Below are 20,371 nucleotides of genomic sequence, written 5' to 3'. Positions count from 1 at the left end.
CCGCATTATTCATCATGTAACAACCAGTTTTTAACCACTTGTGATGATAGTTCTGGCTCGTTAGCGACCAAGGCACGCACTGCTCGTAACAAGTCTTCATCTTTGTGTAAATCAGGTAATCTAAATGTGCCATCTGGGGCAAAGCCAACTTGCGACTCGTCAAACTCTTGCGCCAACATACTAATACTATCATCACCAAGATCTAAGGCTTCATCTGCATCATAGTCGTCTTTAGACTTAATATCATCAGGGTAAATTAGTTTCATTACCATGGGGCGCAGAACGAACAAGACCAGTATCACCCCAACAATCAAGGCTGCGACAAGTTTTGCCAAAGGAAGATTGTCAGGGTCTTGCCAAAACGGAAGCTCTATTGGCACATATTCGGTTTCTCGACTAAAGGGAATGCTCACCACTTCTAGAGAATCTCCACGAGTCACATCAAAACCTATGCCGCCTTGAAGTAATCGACGGATATCTAATAGCTCTGCCTGAGCACGTGGAGCCGTTGTTGCTGTGCCATCAGCGGCGGTAGTGGTAACGTAGTCTAACGCAACAGAAACACTTAAACGGCGTATAACTCCAGTTTGTTGCTTGGTATGACTCACCGTTGTATCAAGTTCATAATTACGAGTCGCTTCTTTTAAATTGCGACCTGGTGCACTTGATTGGTTATTACTGCCTGAAGCTCGCTCTGGAATATTCGCATCTAAGGGCGGTTGATTGCTCAGTGCGCCTGGCACGCCAGCAATAACCCCGCCAGTACTATTATCCTCCACTGTCATTTCACTGCGGATAGCTGGCAGGTCTGGGTTGTAACTGCGCTGTGTTTGCTCGACAGCGGTAAAATCCATACTAACATCGGCCTGAGCAGTATAATTGCCAAGACCCAATACGGGGATCAAAATAGAATCTATTTTGGAGAGATATTCACTTTCGCGCTGTTTCTCTAATTCATACTCTTTACGTGAGCGCGCCGAATCGGCATTTTGTGAGCCAGAATTTAACAGTCTGCCATTGCTATCAGTCACGGTAACTCGTTGAGGTTCCATGCCTTGAACTGCTGATGAAACAATATCAACAATGGCATTCACTTCTTCACTCTTAATAGAACTGCCACGACGCGGAGTAACCACCACTGTGGCACTGGCGAGCTTTTCTCGTCGAGCAAACACGTTTTCTACCGGCAAGGCTAACAACACTTTAGCTCGCGTGATGCCGGTCATTTCTTCAATGGTATTGGCGATTTGTAATTCTCGAGAGTGTTTGAGTCGCTCCTTTTCAACACGTTGGCTTACACCAAAGCCCATGTCTTGCATAATGATATCGGCGCCTTCAGTATCACTTTGGGTCAGTCCTTGACGTGTCATTCCTAATTTAATGCTTTGATATTGTTCGCTATTAACTAAAACCGTATTCCCTTCCAGCCGATAATCGATTTGGTTCTGATCAAAGTAGTCAAGGGTTTCAACTAATTCCTGAGTTTGCATCGATGCAAGTGGCCGGTAGTTAGGTTCATTTGCCCAAAGAAAGACCACTATCGCAATGGTACAACAAATGACTAAGGCGATAATGAGCACCACTTGACGCATTAAGTCAGTGCCACCGATGGAATCCATAAAACCGGATTTTTGTTCTGCGATAGGCTCGTTACCATAAGAATCCATTCCCATGTTACCCATTGCCAATTCAGTACCTGTTGCTTCAGCCACGAGTTAACTCCTAAACCGGCATATTCATAATTTGTTTGTAGGCTTCCAATACTTTATTTCTGACTTGTATGGTGGCCTCAAATGCGATACTCGACTTTTCTTTTGCTACCATCACATCAGCTAAACTCAGACTTTTATCGCCCATCTCAAACGCCATGGTTTTGTCTCTCGACTCTAATTGCATGGTATTAACGGTATCTATCGCTTTTCCTAACATTTCTGCAAAATTAGAAGATGAAGGATTCTCTTGCAAATTAGTGAGGTTTTCACCTAAGCCGACTTTGCCTAGCCCTGCCATGCTTTGAAATTCTTGGTATACTGACTGTGCTTTAATATCCATTGGCTTGCTCCGAGTTTCACTTCACCTGATGGCGAATTAATAACGTTTCATAAACTGATATAGCAAGCTAAATGCCAACATATAGCAACCGCAAAAATTAACTATTACTATATTAATCATGCACTTATAATTTCATAAGCAGAAATAAAAGCGTCATTTAATTGACTTCATTTGAAATTGTATGAAAGTGGAACTGAAAATAAACAGAATCAAAGTGGAAATAGCTGACGAGGCACAGCACAGCGGCTCCTCATCAGATTATGGAATATCGCATACAATAAAAAACGACATCGTCAATATCGATGTCGTTAAAAGTAGTTTCTCAGATGTCTTACAACACCCATTGACTCGTCAACTCAGCAGCAGAATGCTGTCGTCGCAGTCCAAACTCGAATTTTTGCGCCCAGCTGGATAAATTCCCCACATCAAGCGGGTAATTCAATACCTACTTCACGCATTTTTGCTAACTTGTAACGTAGGGTTCTTGGGCTGATCCCTAAACGCTCGGCAACATCTTTGCGTCGCCCTTTGCAGCTTTGTAAGGTATCAAGAATGATTTGATGTTCTTGCTGACGCAGTTCGGAGCCTAACTTACTGTCATCTTCGAACTTATCGCCAGTAGCAGCTTGGCCACTATTGTGAGTGAAAGGCTGATCTTGCTCAATCATCAGATCAATAGCATCAATTTGCGCAGGCTCAGCTAGGATTAATGCGCGTTGAATAACATTTTCAAGCTCACGAACATTACCTGGCCAAGCATGTTGCAGTAATTTACTGCGTGCGGCCGCAGTTAACTTTGGAATAACACTGCCTTGTTTTTGACAATGTCTTTCAATTAAGTGCTCGGCTAAGGGAATAATATCGCCAGGTCGTTTATCGAGAGGTAACCACGTTAGAGGAAAAACATTAAGTCGATAGTATAAATCTTCCCTGAATTCGCCATTGTCGACGGTTTTCTTCAAATTGCGATTACTGGTAGCGATCACTCTCACGTCCAGTGCAATCGTTTTGCGACTGCCCAAGCGCTCTACTTCTTTTTCTTGCAAAACACGCAGTAACTTGGCTTGCAAACTCAGGTCCATTTCACTAATTTCATCAAGTAAAATAGTACCACCTTGAGCTTGCTCAAATTTACCTGGGCAAGCTTGCACTGCGCCGGTAAAGGCACCTTTGTCATAACCAAATAAAGTCGCTTCAAGCATATTTTCAGGAATAGCTGCACAGTTAATCGCGACAAAAGTTTGCTGACTGCGGGCTGATTGGTCATGAATAAAGCGCGCCAAGACTTCCTTACCTGAGCCACTTGGACCCAATACCATAACCGTTGCTTCAGAACGCGCCACTTTTTTGGCTAACTCTAATAATTGTGTGCTCGCGGGATCGCCAACAATTGGCGTACATGATTCTACTTTGTGCGCGGGGGCATAACGTCCCACTAAATTAAGTAATACTTCAGGTGCAAACGGTTTAGATAAATAATCTGTCGCACCATCACGCATTGCTTGCACCGCATCATTGATAGTCGCGTAGGCGGTCATTAACAAAACCGGTAGGTTTGCATGGCGATGTTTAATATTTTTAAGGAGTGTTAGGCCACTCATATCGCCCATTTGAATATCACTGACCACTAAATCAACAACGTGCTCACCTAATTTAATTAACGCTTGCTCACCGCAGTCAGCAGCAACGACTTCATAACCACCCAACTCTAGCGTATCAATTAAGGCTTCGCGTAACCCGGCATCGTCTTCTACGATCATTATTTTTGCTTGCGACATACTTTAGTTCCTCGCTACATTGGCAAAGTGTTGTTTTGATTGGGCAGAATCATGCAATGAGCTCACTTGCGTTGTTTGCTCTGCAAGAACAGGTAAACGCAGGGTAAAACAGGCGCCACCATTCAAGTTATTTGTTACTGAAATCTTACCCTGATGCGATTGGGCAACCGTTTTAACCACGGCTAAACCCAGACCAGTGCCATGGGGACGGGTAGTAAAAAAAGGTTCAAAAATCTGTTTAAGATGCTCTTTCTTAATACCCGGGCCGTTATCAGCCACCGAAATATTAACCCGATTTGCGTGTTGAACATCACGACTCGCAGTTAGCTCAATAATGGCGCCTACTGGTTTAAATCCTAGGGCATTGTGGATTAAGTTCTGTAAGGCACCGGCTAGAGCCACTTTATTGCCTAGAATATGAATATCGGGGTCCGGTAAATTGACTTGCAACAGCGCATCTTGACGACTTAACATCACCTCAGCGCCCGCCTGAACCTCTTGTAACAAGCTTTGCAAGGAAATACGACTGACCACTTGCTCGCTACCGCTCTTTGCAAACAGCAACATATCGTTAACTTGGCTCTCTAAATCACGTAAACGCGATTGCAATTTATCCGCAAATGAAGAGCGAGACTCTTTACTCAAAGTATTGTTGGATAAATTGGCAGCATACAATATTGCAGCAGATAAGGGGGTGCGAATTTGGTGGGCCAATGACGCAACCATTTTCCCCAGCGAAGACAGCTTTTGTAAATGGCCAATACGTTGCTGTAATTGGCGCGTTTCGGTCAAATCGGTTAAAACGATTAATTGACCAGGTTCATTCACCAATGGGGTTATTGAGAGTTTAACCTTGCGTCCATCAATCAAAGAAACTTCATGACCATCATCTGCTTGTGGTTTAAATGAGCGATGAATGATAGTCCGCCAGCGCTGTCCTTCTAAAGGTTCACCCAATAAATCGGCTGCAAGTTGATTCGCTTGTTTTACCCAGCCATTACCATCAACAACGACAACGCCTGCAGGCATTACTTGCAATATGTGATTAAGTCTTGCGGCTTCTTGACGCAGGTTAGCAAGTTCTTCGCTAGTACCGGACGCACCAAGTTCGACATTGTTTACCATGGCGGTATTGTTTAAACGGTTTACAGAACTCGAAGTCAAACATTGGCTCTGAACATGCTCTTCTTTTAACAATCCACTACTTGCCATATATTCCTCTCGTCAATACTTAGACAGATTAGTTACAGAAGAGCTACTGCACAGGGCATGCCAAAGTAGTTTATGTTTAAAATCATAAACTTAACGAATAAAGAGGAGATAAAAAGCGTCAAGGTCCTGACACTCTATAATTTTGTATGAAGGGGACTCGCTTACTACGCGTCTTTATTAATATTATATTTGCGCATTTTTTCAACTAAGGTGGTGCGGCGCATGCCCAATACTTCTGCGGCTCTGGCTACAACCCATTCCTGTTGATTTAATGCTTGGGTGATTAAACTAACTTCTAAGTCAGAAATATACTCTTTGAGGTTCAAACCATCCGCGGGCAAGGCTTTACTGCTAGCATCGTCAAGTTCCGCAAATGTTGTTAGATCTTCCTCTGTCTCTACCGAATCTTGAAACATTGCATTAATCGCTTCACGCTCCAGTAACTCTTGCGGATAATCTGGTTGATATGCTTCTGCGTCTATATGTTTGTATTTATGCGGTAAGTCATGCAAATCAATCAATTGATTTGGAAATAAGATCATCAAGCGTTCAACAAGATTAGACAGCTCCCTAACATTACCCGCCCAATTATGTTCGATTAATGACGTTAGGGCATTTTCGGTAAATCTAATTTGCGCATTATCAGACTCTAATCGGGAGATCAGCTCCTGTAATAACAGGGGAATATCTTCTCTTCTCTCACGCAAAGCGGGACTTTCAATTGGAAAAACGTTGAGGCGATAATATAAGTCTTCGCGAAATTGGCCCTGTTCAATCATCATTTCAAGGTCACGGTGAGTAGCAGCGATGACCCTTACATTACATTTTATTGGTTTAGTCCCCCCTACTCTTTCGTAGGTTCGCTCTTGCAATACTCTTAATAATTTAACCTGCATTTGCAGGGGCATGTCGCCAATTTCATCTAAAAATAAGGTTCCGCCTTCGGCAAGTTCAAAACGGCCTTTACGTGAGCTAACGGCACCAGTAAACGCACCTTTTTCATGACCAAACAACTCACTTTCGAGCAATTCGCCCGGGATCGCACCACAGTTAACCGGGATAAAGGTATTGTCATTGCGATTAGAAAGAAAGTGAACATTACGTGCTATCACTTCCTTGCCTGTACCCGACTCACCGAGTATTAATACATTGGCTTCAGTGGGCGCAACTTGTTCAATCAGATGACGCACACTTTGGATTTGACGACTTTGGCCAACTAAACTTCTAAACAGACGGGTTTTATTATTAACACTGGTTTTAACATTAGGTTGATGGCGCTGGTATTCCTGACATCGATGTAATACTTGGGTTAACGCCGGATAAGTAACGGGCTCAGGCAAGGTACCAACCATATTACCTTTGACACTAGATTCGAGGGCTTCACCCACTAAAATAAAGGGCAAATGGGGTGATTTTTCACAAATATCTACCGCTAACTCAAGATCACTAGCATCAATAAAAACCGCTTTATAGCCCTCTTTCTTAAGCAAGGATTGCATGCATTGCGCAAACGTTACAAAAGAAAATGATTCGCCAAGAAAGGTTAAAATGGTACATAGATTATTGGCTCGATCTACTTGGGAACTAATAATCAATATGTTGCTCATGCCTTCCTCTGTCTCTTTTTATTCTTGTAAGCCAATGTAACCTAAATGATTTTAGCTTTTCAAGGCTGGATAGCAACACAAATTAATAAGCTAATGTCAGTTCTGTTGAATTACTGTACGAAGTTTATACAGAAAGATCAGCAAAAAAAAAGAGCAATCAAATTGCTCTTTAATTTACCTGCTGTTAAGCACTTTACTTAGCCATTAAGTAAACTAAGCACCTGACCTTTTTGCTGATTAGCCATACTCTGAACCGCGATAGAAGATTGACTCAGTAGATTAGCAGAAGCCAGCTCAGCACTTGCTTGAGCATAATCGGTGTCTTGAATTCTGGAGCGCGCTTCAGTGACATTAATATCTGTCTGAGCTAAATTGCGGGCTGCGCTTTCAAAACGATTTTGCGTAGCACCCAGATCAGCTCTCGCATTACCGACATAATCGACTGCGCTATCAGCTGCGGCCAAAGCATCTTGAGCACCTTGCGCTGTACTCAGATCAACATTTAGGATGTCACTTAAGCCTGCAGCCACATCATTAGTTTGTACGCCAATTTTTTGACCTGCATTAGCCCCTATTTGAAAATCTAAACTACCTGAACCACTCAATAGAGCCTTACCACCAAACTCGGTTTGTTTAATTGTTTGTGAGATATTTTGCTGCAGTTGAGAAACTTCAGATTGTAGGGCTTTACGATCACCGTCGTTCAATAAACCATTACCCGCTTGCACCGATAATTCACGGATCCTATTAACGTCTTCGTTAATACCAGCCAAACCACCTTCCGCAACCTGAGCAAGTGAAATACCATCGTAGGCATTAGAAATGGACTGCCTATTACCTTCAACTTGACTGGTTAATCGATCAATAATTTGCTGGGCTGCAGCGCCATCAGCCGCACTATTGACACGCTTACCCGAAGACAATTTCTCAAGAATCGAATCTTGTTTCTGTTGAATTTGCTGTAAAAATGATGCGTTGGAACTGGAATCTAATTTAATCATAACTCAAGCCTCTCTACCTGAAGCGCTAAGAATAGCAAATATTGCTCTAAAAGTAAGCAATCTAAAAGTATGAAATTATATAATACTTACATTTCTCACATACCTAACATCGTTAGTTTGAGTAAAACGTTCTAAGCTGCGGTAATAATGAGGAAAGCAAAGGTGCATAAAAATCCGGCATAACACCGCTGCTAGCTAATTCGGATGGTGAACAATTAATGAGTACTGAAGAGATGTTAGCATTTTGTGCTGTTAATACATCTCTAGGATCATCTCCTATAAACAAACACTTTTTTAAGTCTATTGCATATTTGTCAACTGCAGCCAAGATCATGCCTGGCATTGGTTTGCGGCACATACAATTTTCATCATAATCATGCATACAATAAAAAATATCTAAGATAGGGATGCCCTTTTCTGCCAGTAGCCCTAACATTTTTTGTGTGACAAGATCTAATTGCTGAGCACTAAAAACCCCTTTTCCTACGCCGGCTTGATTAGATATTATTATGAATTCAAATTGTTCTTTTACTAAAAGTTTCAGCGTTTCAACCGTATCGCCGATCAAAATAAAATTGTTTGGTTCAGTAATATATTGACCTTTAGCTGCCCGTTGATTGATAACACCATCCCGGTCTATGAATACGAATTTTCTGTGCTGTATATCACCCCGTGTTATATCTATCACTTATTTCTTCTCTCTATAACTAACTAAAACGCCGAGACACAATTTATTCCGATATTTCAGTTTAGCTGTGTCAAAATAGGTCGATAATAGTAACAAATTTTACTTAGTGATAAATGAATGAAATTTAAAGCCGCTGTTCTGGTAAAAACAGGTTCACCGCTAGAGATAATTGGGCATATTGAAGTACCAAAACTCGCTGAGGGGCAAGTACTAGTCAAAATTTTTTACTCTGGTGTTTGCCATAGTCAACTAATGGAAGCATCAGGTGCCCGTGGAGAAGATAAATATCTACCGCATATGTTAGGGCATGAAGCGACAGCACAAGTGTTAGAAACAGGCCCCTCTGTGACAAAGGTGAAGGTCGGGGACAATGTTATTTTAGGTTGGATAAAAGCAACCGGCATCGATGCTGGCGGCTCGGTATATCAATCACCCTTGGGTAAAATCAATGCTGGCGCTGTTACGACGTTTAGTGAAATCAGTGTTGTTTCAGAAAATCGTTGCTATTTGCTTCCTGAGCAGATTGGATTACGTGAAGGGGTCTTACTTGGCTGTGCACTGCCTACTGGTATGGGTATGGTCGACAATCAAATAAATTGTCAACCTCACCATTCAATTGGCATATTCGGATTAGGAGGAATTGGTATGGCAGCGCTCATCGCTGCGGTTACCAGTCAAGCCAAGCTCGTCGTGGCGATCGATACTAATCCAGCCAAGTTAGCTTTGGCACACAAACTAGGCGCACATTTCTGTATAAACCCTCAAAAAGAGGATGTTTATGAGATTGTAGCAAATATAACTCATGGCGAAATGTTAAATTTCATAATTGAAGCCGCAGGCAGTTGCAGAACGATAGAACAAGCTTTTTCCCTAATCAACAAACAACGTGGCAAGTGTATTTTTGCGTCTCACCCCAAACACGGTGACAAAATTTGTCTTGACCCTTTTGAACTGATTTGTGGTAAAAAAATTGAGGGGTCTTGGGGAGGAATGAGTAACCCTGAATCATTAGTAAAAAAAATAGCTAAGAACAATAAAAACGCAGAATTGAGTGAATTAGTGGCTAACAGCTATGACCTTCAGCAAATAAATCAAGCGATGCAAGATTTACAAGCACAAAAAGTACTTAGGGCTATTATTGATATGGACAATCTTACAACATGAAAGCAGTACTACTAGCCGCAGGAATAGGGTCAAGGTTAAGGCCATTAACCAATACCATGCCTAAATGTTTAGTGCCTATCCAAGGTAAAGCCCTACTCGATTATTGGCTGGAAATGATGTTTGCTACTAAGCAAATCGACGAAGTGTTAATCAATCTATATTATTTGAAAGATATGGTAGCAAACCATGTTTCAGAAAAGTGGCCAAATGAAGAACGCATAACCCTTTGCGCTGAATTGGAGTTGCAAGGCACAGCAGGCACCTTGAAGGCGCTTCATAAACATTTAATTGATGAACAATTAATAGTTGTGCACGCTGACAACCTTTCAGACTTCGATATGGATGCTTTTATTCAATCTCATCAAAGTCGTCCCTCAGGCTGTTTAATGACCATGATGTTATTCAAAACCGACAGCCCATCATCCTGTGGTATTGTTGAACTAAGCCATGACGGTCGAGTACTTAACATGCATGAAAAAGTTGACAATCCGCCCGGTGATCTAGCAAATGGTGCTGTTTATATTTTCGAACCAGAGATATTAGATTGGATAGTCAAACACGGTGTTACAGATATCAGTGCTCAAGTTATACCCGCTTTCCACGGTAAAATTTATAGTTGGCTAAATGATGTCTATCACCGTGACATTGGAACCCCAGAAAGTTATGCCTTAGCTCAAAAGGAGTTTAAGCATTTATAAGGTCACCCAAAATTGATCAATTGCTCTGTTAAATCGTTTTGCATCAATGGGTAAATTGCCGATATTCCCAACCTGACAGGCCGCCGCAACAGATCCAACAAAAGACGCTTGCCATATGTTTGCCCCACACGCAATAGACAAAGCTGCGGCCGCGAACAGACAATCACCCGCACCAGCAGGATCAACAACGTTTGCACTCAACGCTTTTATCCTATCGTTTTCCCACAGTTCTGATGACTTAGGTTTATGAATGAAAATACCTTCATCAGCAAGGGTAATCAGTAGATTTTGGCAACATGACACTTCGGTTAACTTTTGACCCAGTATCACTAAACCATCTTTGTCATTTCTTAATGCAACTCTTACTTCCCGTTCGGTCGGTGTTATTAAATGCATCTGTTTAAAACGAGAAATATCACCTACTTGCGAAGATGTTTGACTGTCCGCAGCCATCACAACATTGTGTGTTCTAGCTAATTCAACAATATCATCCACTAACTCTTGCGGTAACATCCCGTAGTTAAAATCAGAAAAAAGTAATAAATCAGTTTCATCCATTATACTGCTGAGGCCGGCGATGATGCTTAGTTGAATTTCTCTGGCTATATCATGAGAGCGCACTTCATTTACTCGAAGCATTGTCTTGTTTCCCACACGATAGCGGGTTTTCAAATTAGTTGGACGTGTATCATCTTTAAAAAAAAATGACTCAACACCATATTCATCAACTCTTTGCTTGGCGAAATTAGCTTGTTGATCATTGCCAAGAACACTGAAATATTTTACCGACTTTGCGCCTAATGATTTTGCATGCCCCGCAACGATCCCAGCCCCACCCAAAAAATATTTTGACTCATCCGGGGTCACAACAATAGTCGGATCTTCCTGCGACATCCCTACAGCGTTGCACTGCACGTATTGATCAACAATTGTATCACCTATCACCACTACATTTTTTTGCTGAAATCCTTTTATCGTTGCATGCACTTCATGTTGTTTTATTTGCTGGCGATTTAAATAGCCATTTAACAAATCCACTAGTACGTCTTGTGAACGATGGATATTAGTTAGCTGTGATTGTGAGCTAGTACGGCTATTGCCTGAACTAAAAATCAATTTACCACCATAAACATCGAGGGCAGCTTTTTCAGGATTATAAAGGGACTGATACTCATTTCCCTTAACTATTGCCCAAGGCTGCAGAGTGGCAATTAATGTTTCAATATCGTTATTATTAATAAAACTGAAATCTACATGACTCAAAGAATCAATGATCTCAAAACGATGCTTTTCGTCAGAATATCCTTGCCCTTTAAAAAGTCGATCGCCATTGATGCCCACAACAAGAGTATCTCCGCACTCCTTAGCAAACTTGAGTAAGCGTATATGACCTGGGTGCAATACATTAAAGTTACCCATCACCAAAATCATACGCCCGAGGGACTGACGAATATCAATAACATGTTGCAAATGATTCGATTCTAGCATTCTACCCTTCTCACTATTTTCATTTTACTCAAATTGCACGTTTTTTCATAACGATACTTGTAGTGATTCATCACGCATGGCCAAACTAAATTTAGTTCAGTTAGTTCAGTTAGTTCAGTTAGTTCAGTTAGTTCAGTTAGTTAAGACAAGCACATTAGGATAAAATATCTAAACTACAAAGTCATGTATTACCTATATTTAGTTATATCGGCTTGTTTGCTATAGGCTTGAATTAACCTCAGATGAAAATGGAACTATCACTTTGATCCACAACATAATTCAGGCACAATTACTTTAGATAATTTTTACACTTGCGCTAAAGTGATCTTAAAAAATGCTAAAAAACATACGGTTACATTTAGAAAAAGATGAAGAAAAACAAGATAAGCTTGAAGCATCACTTGCTCAAAGTATTCTTGAGACACACCACAAAAATATAAATAGCTTTGCTAGAAATATTCCCTCACTCAGTTCATTGATTAAACAACCACAATTACAAAATTACTCATTATTTTGCAACAAACACGGCGAAATCAATATTGTAGATTATGGCGTAGGCAGAACGCTTTATGGTTTTCATCCTCAGCAAGAAATTTTACAGCAAGTTAACGATTTTCTTGGGCATGCCCCTTATTTTAGTCTATCTGCCACGAACAACGAGCACTCAGCGCTTAACACCCCAACAGTAACACCTGAGATTAGCTTTGAAACCTCTAGAGGTTACCAAGATTATATTTATCAAAAGGTGGCTCCGGAAACGCTCAATTGTCTAGTCGTTTTAGGCTGTGGTTTAGGTCTGCATATCTTAGAGTTAATGACACGCAGAACCATTAAATGCTTAGTCATTTATGAGCCTGAAGTTCAATATTTTCAATGCTCAATTCTCGTGAATAAGTGGGGTAAAATTTTTGATTTAGCAAAAAGCAAAGGCACTAAAATTTTTATCCAAGTTGAGAAGGATGGTCGAAACTTAATTAGCGATATTAATGAATTGGTCGAATACGAAAACATTGGTGGTTTTTATGTCATGAAACATTATAACCATCCAGTATTTAACAGTTTACTGAATGACCTGCGATCTAAATCATGGTCTGAACTTCAAGAAAACGGTGTAAACTTTAATTTTAATGAAAGTTACCAACACTACGTCCCAACATGGACACCAACCATAACAGTTAACGATTATTCAAGTTGTCAACCGACCCACCCAAAGCTTCAGCAAAACTTACTGGCGCTAGAAAAATACTTTCCCGAAATATTTCATCAATATAAATCCTATCAACCCAAAACGTGGTTACCGATACAAAATAGTGAAGGTCAAATCAACATAGTCAAAGCAGAATCATTAGTACCTTGGTACAGTGACTCGCCGAAACAAGACTGCTTATATAATTATGAACACTACAACGAGCAACCCCATAAAGACGGCCTAGTTTTAGGTTATAAAGGCACCAAACTCGCCCATTATTTACACTATCAATTTGTCAAAGAAACCGAAGAATTGCTAGCCAAAGCCGAAGAAGAAACTGGCGCACTGCCCGAGAATATTGCGTCAATCATTATGTTTGGCTTGGGTGTTGGTTATCAACTTGAAAGCCTTTTAGAAAACCACACCGTAGAAAAAATATTTTTGTGTGAACCCAATACTGATTTTTTCTATGCTTCACTTTTTGCAATCGATTGGCATCATATTTTTGAAACCGTGGATAAAACGGATGCCCGAATCTATTTAAATGTTGGTGACGATGGCAGCCACTTGTTTCGCGACTTATTAAGCCAATTCCACTCGATTGGCCCTTACATTCTCAATAACACCTATTTCTACCAAAGTTATTACAATGCATCGTTAAACAATGCTATTGCTCAGTTGCGAGAGCAATTGCAAATTGTCATTTCAATGGGTGAATATTTTGATCATGCTTATTATGGTATTGAACATACCAAAGAAGGTTTTAGACGAAATATCCCCGTATTAACAAAAAAACCAGCAGATAAACTGAGCTTCGATGACAAAGAAGTACCTATATTTATTATTGGCAATGGCCCCTCTTTGGACCTGTCAATTGAAGCCATTAAAGAGTGGAAAGACAACGCTATCGTGATCAGCTGTGGTACCACCTTACAGTCATTACACCGACATGGCATTACACCAGATTTTCACGCTGAAATTGAACAAAACCGAAGCACTTATGACTGGGCAGTGCTTATTGGTAATTTGGAATATTTAAAAACAATCACGCTAATTTCATGTAATGGCATTCACCCAGATACCTGTGAGCTCTACAAAGACGTACTAGTAGCCTTTAAAGAGGGGGAATCGTCAACTGTTTCAGCACAAAGCGTTCTTGGGCGACAAAATTTTGAAACACTCCAACATGCTTTTCCCACCGTAAGTAATTTTGTCACCGATTTAATGAGCGTTATCGGTTTTAACCATATTTACCTAATGGGTGTTGATTTAGGTTTTATTGATGTTAAACATCACCACTCAAAATCATCTGGTTATTATCAAGAGGATGGTAAAGAAACCTACGATTATGCAGAAAATAATAATACTTCATTAACTGTACCTGGTAACTTTAGACCCAGAGTTAACACCAAGCATGAGTTTAAGATATCAAAACAAATTATCGAACAGGTCGTTCATAAAAAGTTAAAACTACAAACATTCTATAACTGCAGCGATGGAGCAAAAATTTTAGGCACTAATCCGCTGCATTTGGACAACTTGTTGATTGTCTCTTCTAAAAGTCAAAAAATACACGCAATCGAGATAGTTAAATCTGTTGTATTTTCAACTATCAACAACGCTAACTTCATAGAACGCTATGAAAGTAAATTCTCCCATTCTGTATTAATCAAAGAATTAACGAAATTGGAGTGCTTACTAGACCAAGATGTAACATCAGCAGCTCAAGCCAATAAACTAATCAACAAACAAAAAGAGCTGTTATTTTCGTCTTATAAAACTGGTAAGTCGCTACTTTTTTATTATTTATATGGTACTACAAACTATGCCAATGCCGTATTAAGCAAAATGCTTTGTACCAACGAAAATATATCTGGCCTTGCCACAGCATTTGAGCAGACAAAAGCGATGTGGTTAGACGCTTTAAGACAAATAAAACAATTAATAAATGAAAAAGAACCAGAAGATTTTGATGTTTCATCGTTCAGTTTATTAAATAGACAATTAAAAAGCTTAAAGCGCAATTGTGGTGATTGTTCGCTGTTAATTGTTTCGGACTCAGCAAAGTTCATAGCAAGTATAAAATTCGTTTTAGATGACCAATTTTCTTGGATTAAACAGGTTAAAATCATTAGCCCACTAGAAATAGAAACAAATACAGATATACCAGATTATGCAATCTATCATTTAGATCACTTTGAACCAACAAACCTACGTGGATCCAAAAACACCATTGCTATAGTAAAATCTGAGAAACAAATCCCCCTCAACTTTGATGGTATTACCTATCTAAAAAATCCCGTGATAAAAAACGACACAGTGTTTAATAATCCGATATTTCTAGCGAGAGTGGTTATTTTAGCTTGCTTTAATCAGCAGAAATGTAACCTAGTACTTCCCAAATATAGGGCATTACAGAGTCCACTTTTACTTGAACCTTTTTATATTCAACAACTAGAAGAATATGAAATATTTGATGATATTTTCTACCTTAGTGTCTTCTCAAAGAATGATAAGCAAAAATCAAAGTCGATTTCGATTAGCGGATCGAGATCTAAAAAAATAATTAGCCCATTAAAGATCAAGCATCTTGTTTATCAGTTAATGTCAGAATCCGCCTTTAATGAGCACAAACAAACTATAAAGAATTTATTAGATGCTAAAATTCGTGACGATAAAAATTAGGCCACTTCAATATTGCTAATTCTTATCGGCACAATCTATCAAACACTTAAACAGTAAACTCAAATTGATAATCTACAATTGCCATCCAAACCTCTCAAAAAAAGCAGGAGGTATAAGAGAATTCATTCTTCGAATCTGGCTTGACGAAAATATATCAACCCATTCATTTTTTAAACCTTTTCGAAAATGACTCTCTTTTTTACTTGGCACAATCAAATTTGAAGTAGAGACGTCTAACTCAAAAAATTCAAAAATCCCATCGAAGAATAACCTTGGATCATCGGCCATTGTTGAAAAATCGGTAAACTTAATTTCAAGTAGTGAAGATTTATCAAGAGTTGTCCATTCTTCAACGTAAGAACATAATTTAGGAAGCCAATATTCAATCAGAACATCGAGTTTGGTTTGTTCAGACAAACTAAAATACTCAGCATGTGGTGGATGTTCCCAAGTTTTTAACTGTCCTTTTTTAAATTTACTATCAATCCAATGCAACCAACTCAGAGTGGCTTGTCGGAGATCTCTACAATGAAAAATCATTTTAGAAATATTAAAATCTTTTAACGTATTTAAGTTGTAAAGATTTGCTGAAAAATGATCTACAACCACACCATTGTTTTTAATTGCTTTGAATATATTTCTCTCTGATATATACATATCCGGCCAAGGACCGGCTGCAATATCATTGAATTCTCTATTTAAAGTTTTACTTAATGTGTTAAAAATAAAAGCATTACCGCATTTAGGAATTGTATTAATAATAATGGGGTAGCCAGAATTATTTTGTGTACAATTGGATTCATTACTGAAATCACTTAGAGCATAAACTGTAGGGGTATCAGAAATAAAAGAAATCTTTTCACGGATCTCGTTCTCAAATTCTAGCGTCGCGCACAAGACCACTTTTTCAGCTAATGTCGAATCAAGGGGGGTAACCGTTTTTCCACCAATCCTTTTACCAATATTTATAGTATCCACTATTCTAGTAGGTGTTCTTAAGTTGTTTTCTAGCGAATACTTTATTATCTTTTCAGCACACGCCCCAGAACCACATATCACATAATCTGTATTTTTGATTACCTTATGAAAACGAATGATTCTATTAATCATAACCAACCTGAATCTCTATTAGTAAGCAAAAGACTGCCCTCTTTGTAACTTATAGGCATGTGGTGAATATTTTCGACTGTTTTCCATCCAGTTTTTTGGCTAAAAGCATTGACTCCTATTGATTGAGCATGCTCGTATATACGTTCAGCGTTTTCAATACTACCAACTTCCAACATAATGTCAGTGCCACACCAATTATGGTGATTTGTGGAACAAATTGCATCTGCTTCTGCACCTTCAATATCCATTTTAATAAAATCAAATTGTGACATTTGTTCTTGAAAAGCCAAACAACTGACCGAAAATTCCTCCACTTCACCGTAAACTTCTAATTTTTTTCCTTTAATATGGCTACCGGTTCTATTTCCTATTAATCGAGTGAAAATAAGACTTTCATTTTTGTTTGAAATAGCATGCTCTTTCAGAAAAATAGTAGATACGTTATTTAGTGCAGCATTTTGTGCAATCTTAGATACATGAATCGGATCAGGCTCAAATGCGGTTACTTGCCAACCTAGTCGAGACATTAATATGCTATGCAAACCTATATTCGCTCCCATGTCTGCTACGTTTTTATAGCGATTACGATTTGCATAATAAAAAGAAAAAAGTATTAATTCATCAAGTCCAAATAACTTTAATGAATCTATATTCCCCATTGAATAATAGGGGAAAATAAGGTGACCAAATGGCCCAAATTCAACAGAAACTTTATCAGAAGAGGCAAAACCTGACTCGCTAATCAATTTCGCACACACTTCACTGTTAAATTGATAAAATGGCTTAGTATGAGCATGTAAATTTTTAGTTTCTTTTAACATATCAAACAAAGTAGCGAATAAACTCATATATCAAAACCCTCAAAGCATTCGGCAACAAAACGCCTTTTAATCAACTGTTTCAGTGTCGGTATGTTTTCGTAAGAAGTGATCAAAATGCCATCACCTTCAACTATCTGGTAATTGGATGGTGTGTCGACTTTTAGATTCGGAATGTTTTTGTAGGAAAAACCAGCTTTTGAATGGTTATCATCAAATACAATTTTTATTTTTTGAGCTGCCGCTCCGATATGGTAAAAGATTACTGGCAACAATAAGCTCGCTCCATAACCATATACTCTTGGCATTTTATCCAACCAAAGGGAAATTTGATTATTTAATTGACTAAACTTTTCGTATTCTGAGCGAAAGCTCTTTTTTAAATTCGCTGCGGTTTGAATGGGTAATGTAAATTGAGTAGTGGTTTTAATCTCAATTGACTTTTTCTTGAACGCAAACATTACTGCACCACCACAAGTTGGGTAAGCATTGTATTGCATAGATACAATTTCAGCATTGCAACTTTCAAGTAATTTTTTAATAGAAGTAGGATGAAAGTAATGAAAATGTTGATGAAAAAAGGCATCAAACCTCAATGCATTTATTTGTTTCTCAAAACATGGCACCTCAAAATAAAACAATGTAGTTTCAGCACAATTTTCCAGCAATTTTTGAATAAACTCTCGAGGCTCAGCAATATGTTCCAACGTGTGTGAACACAAGACAACCTGAGGTGCAATTTGACCTAAATCAATATCTTCAACAAATCCTTTAATTGTCTGTACGTCTTGATAGTCAATATGCACAGCTAAACTCGGATCCACTAAATATTTATTCGGTACATCGAACAATGACAACAAAGTTATATCATTACCACCAATATCAATTATCGATATAGTTTGTCGGTTCATTGTTTGTCCAATAAACTCTTTAAAACTATTGAAACGTTTACTTGTTGAAGAAGAATTTGCCGTCGAATAATTGTAATCTACGTCATTATATAGAACGCTAGGAGGCAATTGAAAAGCTAGTTGGACATGACCACATAAGCTACAAATATCAATCGCTTGGTCAAAACCTTTAAAGTTAGGGTCATATATCCCATACGTTTCAGATAATGGAAGATTGGGCAATTCTAAAAGCGTATCTAACAGCTCACTTTGACACACTTTACATTCATTAACGTTTCGCATGACGCATTGTCTCAATTACAACTTTTATGATATTACTTGCTGTGAGGCCGCTCACATCACACAAGTTGGAATAGTTTCCATACTCATGAACAAAATCATTAATCGCTAATTGCCTTATCTCAGCCCTATCTCTGCTATTCCAACTACGAATGACCAGATTGTAAATCCCATCATGAGCAGATAATTCTTCAACCACCACGGCACAGCGGGTTTTCTCAATACTGCTTATGACCTTAGCCGAGTCAAAGGGCTTGACACTGTGCACATATAGCAAGTCCACGCAAATACCATGCTTTTTCTCAAGCTCTGCATTGGCTTCAATTGCATTTTTTAGCTGCGGACCTAAGACAATAATTGTTATGTCACTGCCTTCTGAAACTTGAATTATTTTGCCTGCTAGTATGGGTTTATCAAATTCAACTCCATGAGGATTTTCAGTTAATTTAAAATAATTTATTTTGCCGTTGTTGTACTCAGATCGAAACAATTCATCAAATTCGCTTGCAGAACCCGGACAAAACACTTGACTGTTCGGGATGTGAGACATAAGCGACACATCCGTATAACAATGGTGACTGCAACCGAGTTGAGCATAATCAAAAGCCCCCCCGACTGAAACAAAATTACCAGCAAAACCTTGATAACCAAAATCCAACTTAATCTGTTCAAAGGAACGTTCTATTAAAAATGGGGCAATCGTATGTGTTACGGGAATTAAACCTTGCTTAGCCATACCTGCTGCTATGGACACCATTGTTGGTTCACAAATACCAATATTAAAATATCGCCCAGGACAACTTTGCGCAAAAGGTTGCAAAATACCATGACTGATGTCGCCAACCATGACAACCAAATCTTCGTTCTGACGACCAATATCAAGCATAGTGTCAGCAAATTGCTCTCTTAAACCTTTCATAGTTCTAAGGCTTCCATTATCTGCTCAAACTCCTGTTGATTTGGAATACGATGATGCCACCTGCCATGCCCCTCCAGGAGATTAACCCCATATCCTTTGGTATTTTTAGCAATTAAAGCGACGGGCTGAGTCGCATGTTCTATATGACTGAATGCCTCAACAATACTTTCTTGTTTGTGCCCATCAAAAACATGAACTTGCCAACCAAAACTTGCCCACTTAGCGGGAAGGTCATCTATAGGGCACAATTGAGCACCTGAAAGATTCCAGTCGATTATTGCAACTAAATTATCTAAGCATCGATTAGCAGCAACATGCGCTGCTTCCCATATGGTTCCTTCGTGACATTCACCATCGCCAAGTAAGGAGATGACTAGTGATTTTTTTTTCTTAATTTTGTTGGCTATAGCAATGCCAACCGAAAAAGGAAATCCATGTCCCAGTGAACCCGTTGATGCCTCTATAAAAGGCACTTTTGTTCTATCCGGATGCCCTCCCAGAATTCCTCCCGGCTGCGAATAGTTTTCCAACTGTGCGGCTGTCAATAAATTATATTTTTCAAGTACAACATATAATCCTGCACATCCATGCCCTTTAGATAATACGAAAATATCTCGTTCAGGCCAATTAGGATTTGCTTTATCGTATCGTAATACTTGCCCGTATAAATGATCGATAATATCAACTATGGAAAAAGAACTTGGGATATGACCTTCTTTAGCTTTAGTTACTATTTCGACAATTCTTTTTCTTAAATCTTTATTTAGCAACG

17 protein-coding genes are annotated in these 20,371 nt (G+C 39.1%); 4 read left to right on the top strand and 13 right to left on the bottom strand.

Features of this window, described 5'->3' with window-relative positions; translation table 11 throughout:
• Nucleotides 1-5 precede the first annotated feature (5 nt).
• Both fliF and fliE read right to left on the bottom strand, forming a co-directional pair.
• A complete protein-coding gene (gene fliF, locus ABKW31_RS03215) occupies nt 6-1,712 on the bottom strand; it encodes a flagellar basal-body MS-ring/collar protein FliF (RefSeq protein WP_348614757.1) in 1,707 nt (568 codons plus the stop codon).
• Nucleotides 1,713-1,722: 10 nt separating this feature from the next.
• Nucleotides 1,723-2,052: a flagellar hook-basal body complex protein FliE gene (gene fliE / locus ABKW31_RS03210; RefSeq protein ID WP_348614756.1), complete on the bottom strand. Its 330-nt coding sequence runs from the start codon at nt 2,050-2,052 to the stop codon at nt 1,723-1,725.
• Between the two features lie 181 nt (nt 2,053-2,233).
• On the opposite strand from fliE, the gene ABKW31_RS03205 reads away from it, so the two are divergent.
• Nucleotides 2,234-2,467, top strand: a complete 234-nt coding sequence (locus ABKW31_RS03205; RefSeq protein WP_348614755.1) for a hypothetical protein — start codon at nt 2,234-2,236, stop codon at nt 2,465-2,467.
• Between the two features lie 10 nt (nt 2,468-2,477).
• On the opposite strand, the gene ABKW31_RS03200 is transcribed toward ABKW31_RS03205, so the two are convergent.
• The 5 genes from ABKW31_RS03200 to ABKW31_RS03180 all read right to left on the bottom strand — a co-directional run bounded on the left by ABKW31_RS03200 (nt 2,478) and on the right by ABKW31_RS03180 (nt 8,338).
• Nucleotides 2,478-3,830 carry a sigma-54 dependent transcriptional regulator gene (locus ABKW31_RS03200; RefSeq protein ID WP_348614754.1) on the bottom strand — a complete coding sequence of 451 codons (1,353 nt, stop codon included), beginning with the start codon at nt 3,828-3,830 and terminating at the stop codon, nt 2,478-2,480.
• Nucleotides 3,831-3,833: 3 nt separating this feature from the next.
• Nucleotides 3,834-4,955: an ATP-binding protein gene (locus tag ABKW31_RS03195; protein ID WP_348615188.1), complete on the bottom strand. Its 1,122-nt coding sequence runs from the start codon at nt 4,953-4,955 to the stop codon at nt 3,834-3,836.
• A gap of 251 nt (nt 4,956-5,206) precedes the next feature.
• Entirely contained in the window at nt 5,207-6,649 is a 1,443-nt protein-coding gene (locus ABKW31_RS03190; RefSeq protein ID WP_348614753.1) for a sigma-54 dependent transcriptional regulator, read from the bottom strand.
• A 197-nt stretch (nt 6,650-6,846) separates the two neighbouring features.
• Complete coding sequence (locus tag ABKW31_RS03185; protein ID WP_348614752.1) at nt 6,847-7,650, bottom strand: flagellin; 804 nt, start codon at nt 7,648-7,650, stop codon at nt 6,847-6,849.
• 112 nt (nt 7,651-7,762) lie between these two features.
• Nucleotides 7,763-8,338: an HAD-IIIA family hydrolase gene (locus ABKW31_RS03180; RefSeq protein ID WP_348614751.1), complete on the bottom strand. Its 576-nt coding sequence runs from the start codon at nt 8,336-8,338 to the stop codon at nt 7,763-7,765.
• A 117-nt stretch (nt 8,339-8,455) separates the two neighbouring features.
• Between ABKW31_RS03180 and ABKW31_RS03175 the strand changes: the two genes are divergently transcribed.
• Both ABKW31_RS03175 and ABKW31_RS03170 read left to right on the top strand, forming a co-directional pair.
• Nucleotides 8,456-9,502 (top strand): zinc-binding dehydrogenase, encoded by a 1,047-nt coding sequence (locus ABKW31_RS03175; protein ID WP_348614750.1) that lies wholly within the window; start codon nt 8,456-8,458, stop codon nt 9,500-9,502.
• Nucleotides 9,499-10,200, top strand: coding sequence for a nucleotidyltransferase family protein (locus ABKW31_RS03170; RefSeq protein ID WP_348614749.1), 702 nt, complete (start codon nt 9,499-9,501; stop codon nt 10,198-10,200). Before ABKW31_RS03175 ends, ABKW31_RS03170 begins: the two co-directional genes overlap by 4 nt.
• On the opposite strand, the gene ABKW31_RS03165 is transcribed toward ABKW31_RS03170, so the two are convergent.
• The gene (locus tag ABKW31_RS03165; protein ID WP_348614748.1) at nt 10,195-11,688 is read right to left on the bottom strand and encodes a PfkB family carbohydrate kinase; all 1,494 of its coding nucleotides are present in this window, start codon (nt 11,686-11,688) and stop codon (nt 10,195-10,197) included. The genes ABKW31_RS03170 and ABKW31_RS03165 overlap by 6 nt on opposite strands.
• A 334-nt stretch (nt 11,689-12,022) precedes the next feature.
• Here ABKW31_RS03165 and ABKW31_RS03160 point away from each other — a divergent pair, with 334 nt between their 5' ends.
• Nucleotides 12,023-15,562 (top strand): 6-hydroxymethylpterin diphosphokinase MptE-like protein, encoded by a 3,540-nt coding sequence (locus ABKW31_RS03160; protein ID WP_348614747.1) that lies wholly within the window; start codon nt 12,023-12,025, stop codon nt 15,560-15,562.
• A gap of 72 nt (nt 15,563-15,634) precedes the next feature.
• Here the strand turns inward: ABKW31_RS03160 and ABKW31_RS03155 are convergent, their stop codons facing one another.
• The 5 genes from ABKW31_RS03155 to ABKW31_RS03135 are packed head-to-tail and all read right to left on the bottom strand — an operon-like array spanning nt 15,635 to nt 20,369.
• Nucleotides 15,635-16,672: a hypothetical protein gene (locus tag ABKW31_RS03155; RefSeq protein ID WP_348614746.1), complete on the bottom strand. Its 1,038-nt coding sequence runs from the start codon at nt 16,670-16,672 to the stop codon at nt 15,635-15,637.
• Nucleotides 16,669-17,520, bottom strand: a complete 852-nt coding sequence (locus ABKW31_RS03150; protein ID WP_348614745.1) for an FkbM family methyltransferase — start codon at nt 17,518-17,520, stop codon at nt 16,669-16,671. Before ABKW31_RS03150 ends, ABKW31_RS03155 begins: the two co-directional genes overlap by 4 nt.
• The gene (locus tag ABKW31_RS03145) at nt 17,517-18,683 is read right to left on the bottom strand and encodes a methyltransferase domain-containing protein (protein WP_348614744.1); all 1,167 of its coding nucleotides are present in this window, start codon (nt 18,681-18,683) and stop codon (nt 17,517-17,519) included. The genes ABKW31_RS03150 and ABKW31_RS03145 overlap by 4 nt, the downstream gene beginning before the upstream one ends.
• On the bottom strand, nt 18,670-19,599 hold the full coding sequence (locus tag ABKW31_RS03140; RefSeq protein WP_348614743.1) for a transketolase C-terminal domain-containing protein: 930 nt from the start codon (nt 19,597-19,599) through the stop codon (nt 18,670-18,672). The genes ABKW31_RS03145 and ABKW31_RS03140 overlap by 14 nt, the downstream gene beginning before the upstream one ends.
• Complete coding sequence (locus ABKW31_RS03135; RefSeq protein ID WP_348614742.1) at nt 19,596-20,369, bottom strand: transketolase; 774 nt, start codon at nt 20,367-20,369, stop codon at nt 19,596-19,598. The genes ABKW31_RS03140 and ABKW31_RS03135 overlap by 4 nt, the downstream gene beginning before the upstream one ends.
• Between the last annotated feature and the right edge of the window lie 2 nt (nt 20,370-20,371).

Origin of the sequence: Paraglaciecola sp. 25GB23A (assembly GCF_040012495.1) — a bacterium.
Taxonomy (GTDB): Bacteria; Pseudomonadota; Gammaproteobacteria; order Enterobacterales; family Alteromonadaceae; genus Paraglaciecola.
Note: the sequence above shows the minus strand (reverse complement) of the source record. Positions and strands in the feature narration are given on the sequence as shown.

Coding starts and splice junctions, on each gene's coding strand:
- fliE (WP_348614756.1), bottom strand. CDS start 2,052: ATGGATATTAAAGCACAGTCAGTATACCAAGAATTTCAAAGCATGGCA.
- ABKW31_RS03205 (WP_348614755.1), top strand. CDS start 2,234: ATGAAAGTGGAACTGAAAATAAACAGAATCAAAGTGGAAATAGCTGAC.
- ABKW31_RS03200 (WP_348614754.1), bottom strand. CDS start 3,830: ATGTCGCAAGCAAAAATAATGATCGTAGAAGACGATGCCGGGTTACGC.
- ABKW31_RS03195 (WP_348615188.1), bottom strand. CDS start 4,955: ATGGTAAACAATGTCGAACTTGGTGCGTCCGGTACTAGCGAAGAACTT.
- ABKW31_RS03190 (WP_348614753.1), bottom strand. CDS start 6,649: ATGAGCAACATATTGATTATTAGTTCCCAAGTAGATCGAGCCAATAAT.
- ABKW31_RS03185 (WP_348614752.1), bottom strand. CDS start 7,650: ATGATTAAATTAGATTCCAGTTCCAACGCATCATTTTTACAGCAAATT.
- ABKW31_RS03175 (WP_348614750.1), top strand. CDS start 8,456: ATGAAATTTAAAGCCGCTGTTCTGGTAAAAACAGGTTCACCGCTAGAG.
- ABKW31_RS03170 (WP_348614749.1), top strand. CDS start 9,499: ATGAAAGCAGTACTACTAGCCGCAGGAATAGGGTCAAGGTTAAGGCCA.
- ABKW31_RS03165 (WP_348614748.1), bottom strand. CDS start 11,688: ATGCTAGAATCGAATCATTTGCAACATGTTATTGATATTCGTCAGTCC.
- ABKW31_RS03160 (WP_348614747.1), top strand. CDS start 12,023: ATGCTAAAAAACATACGGTTACATTTAGAAAAAGATGAAGAAAAACAA.
- ABKW31_RS03155 (WP_348614746.1), bottom strand. CDS start 16,672: ATGATTAATAGAATCATTCGTTTTCATAAGGTAATCAAAAATACAGAT.
- ABKW31_RS03150 (WP_348614745.1), bottom strand. CDS start 17,520: ATGAGTTTATTCGCTACTTTGTTTGATATGTTAAAAGAAACTAAAAAT.
- ABKW31_RS03145 (WP_348614744.1), bottom strand. CDS start 18,683: ATGCGAAACGTTAATGAATGTAAAGTGTGTCAAAGTGAGCTGTTAGAT.
- ABKW31_RS03140 (WP_348614743.1), bottom strand. CDS start 19,599: ATGAAAGGTTTAAGAGAGCAATTTGCTGACACTATGCTTGATATTGGT.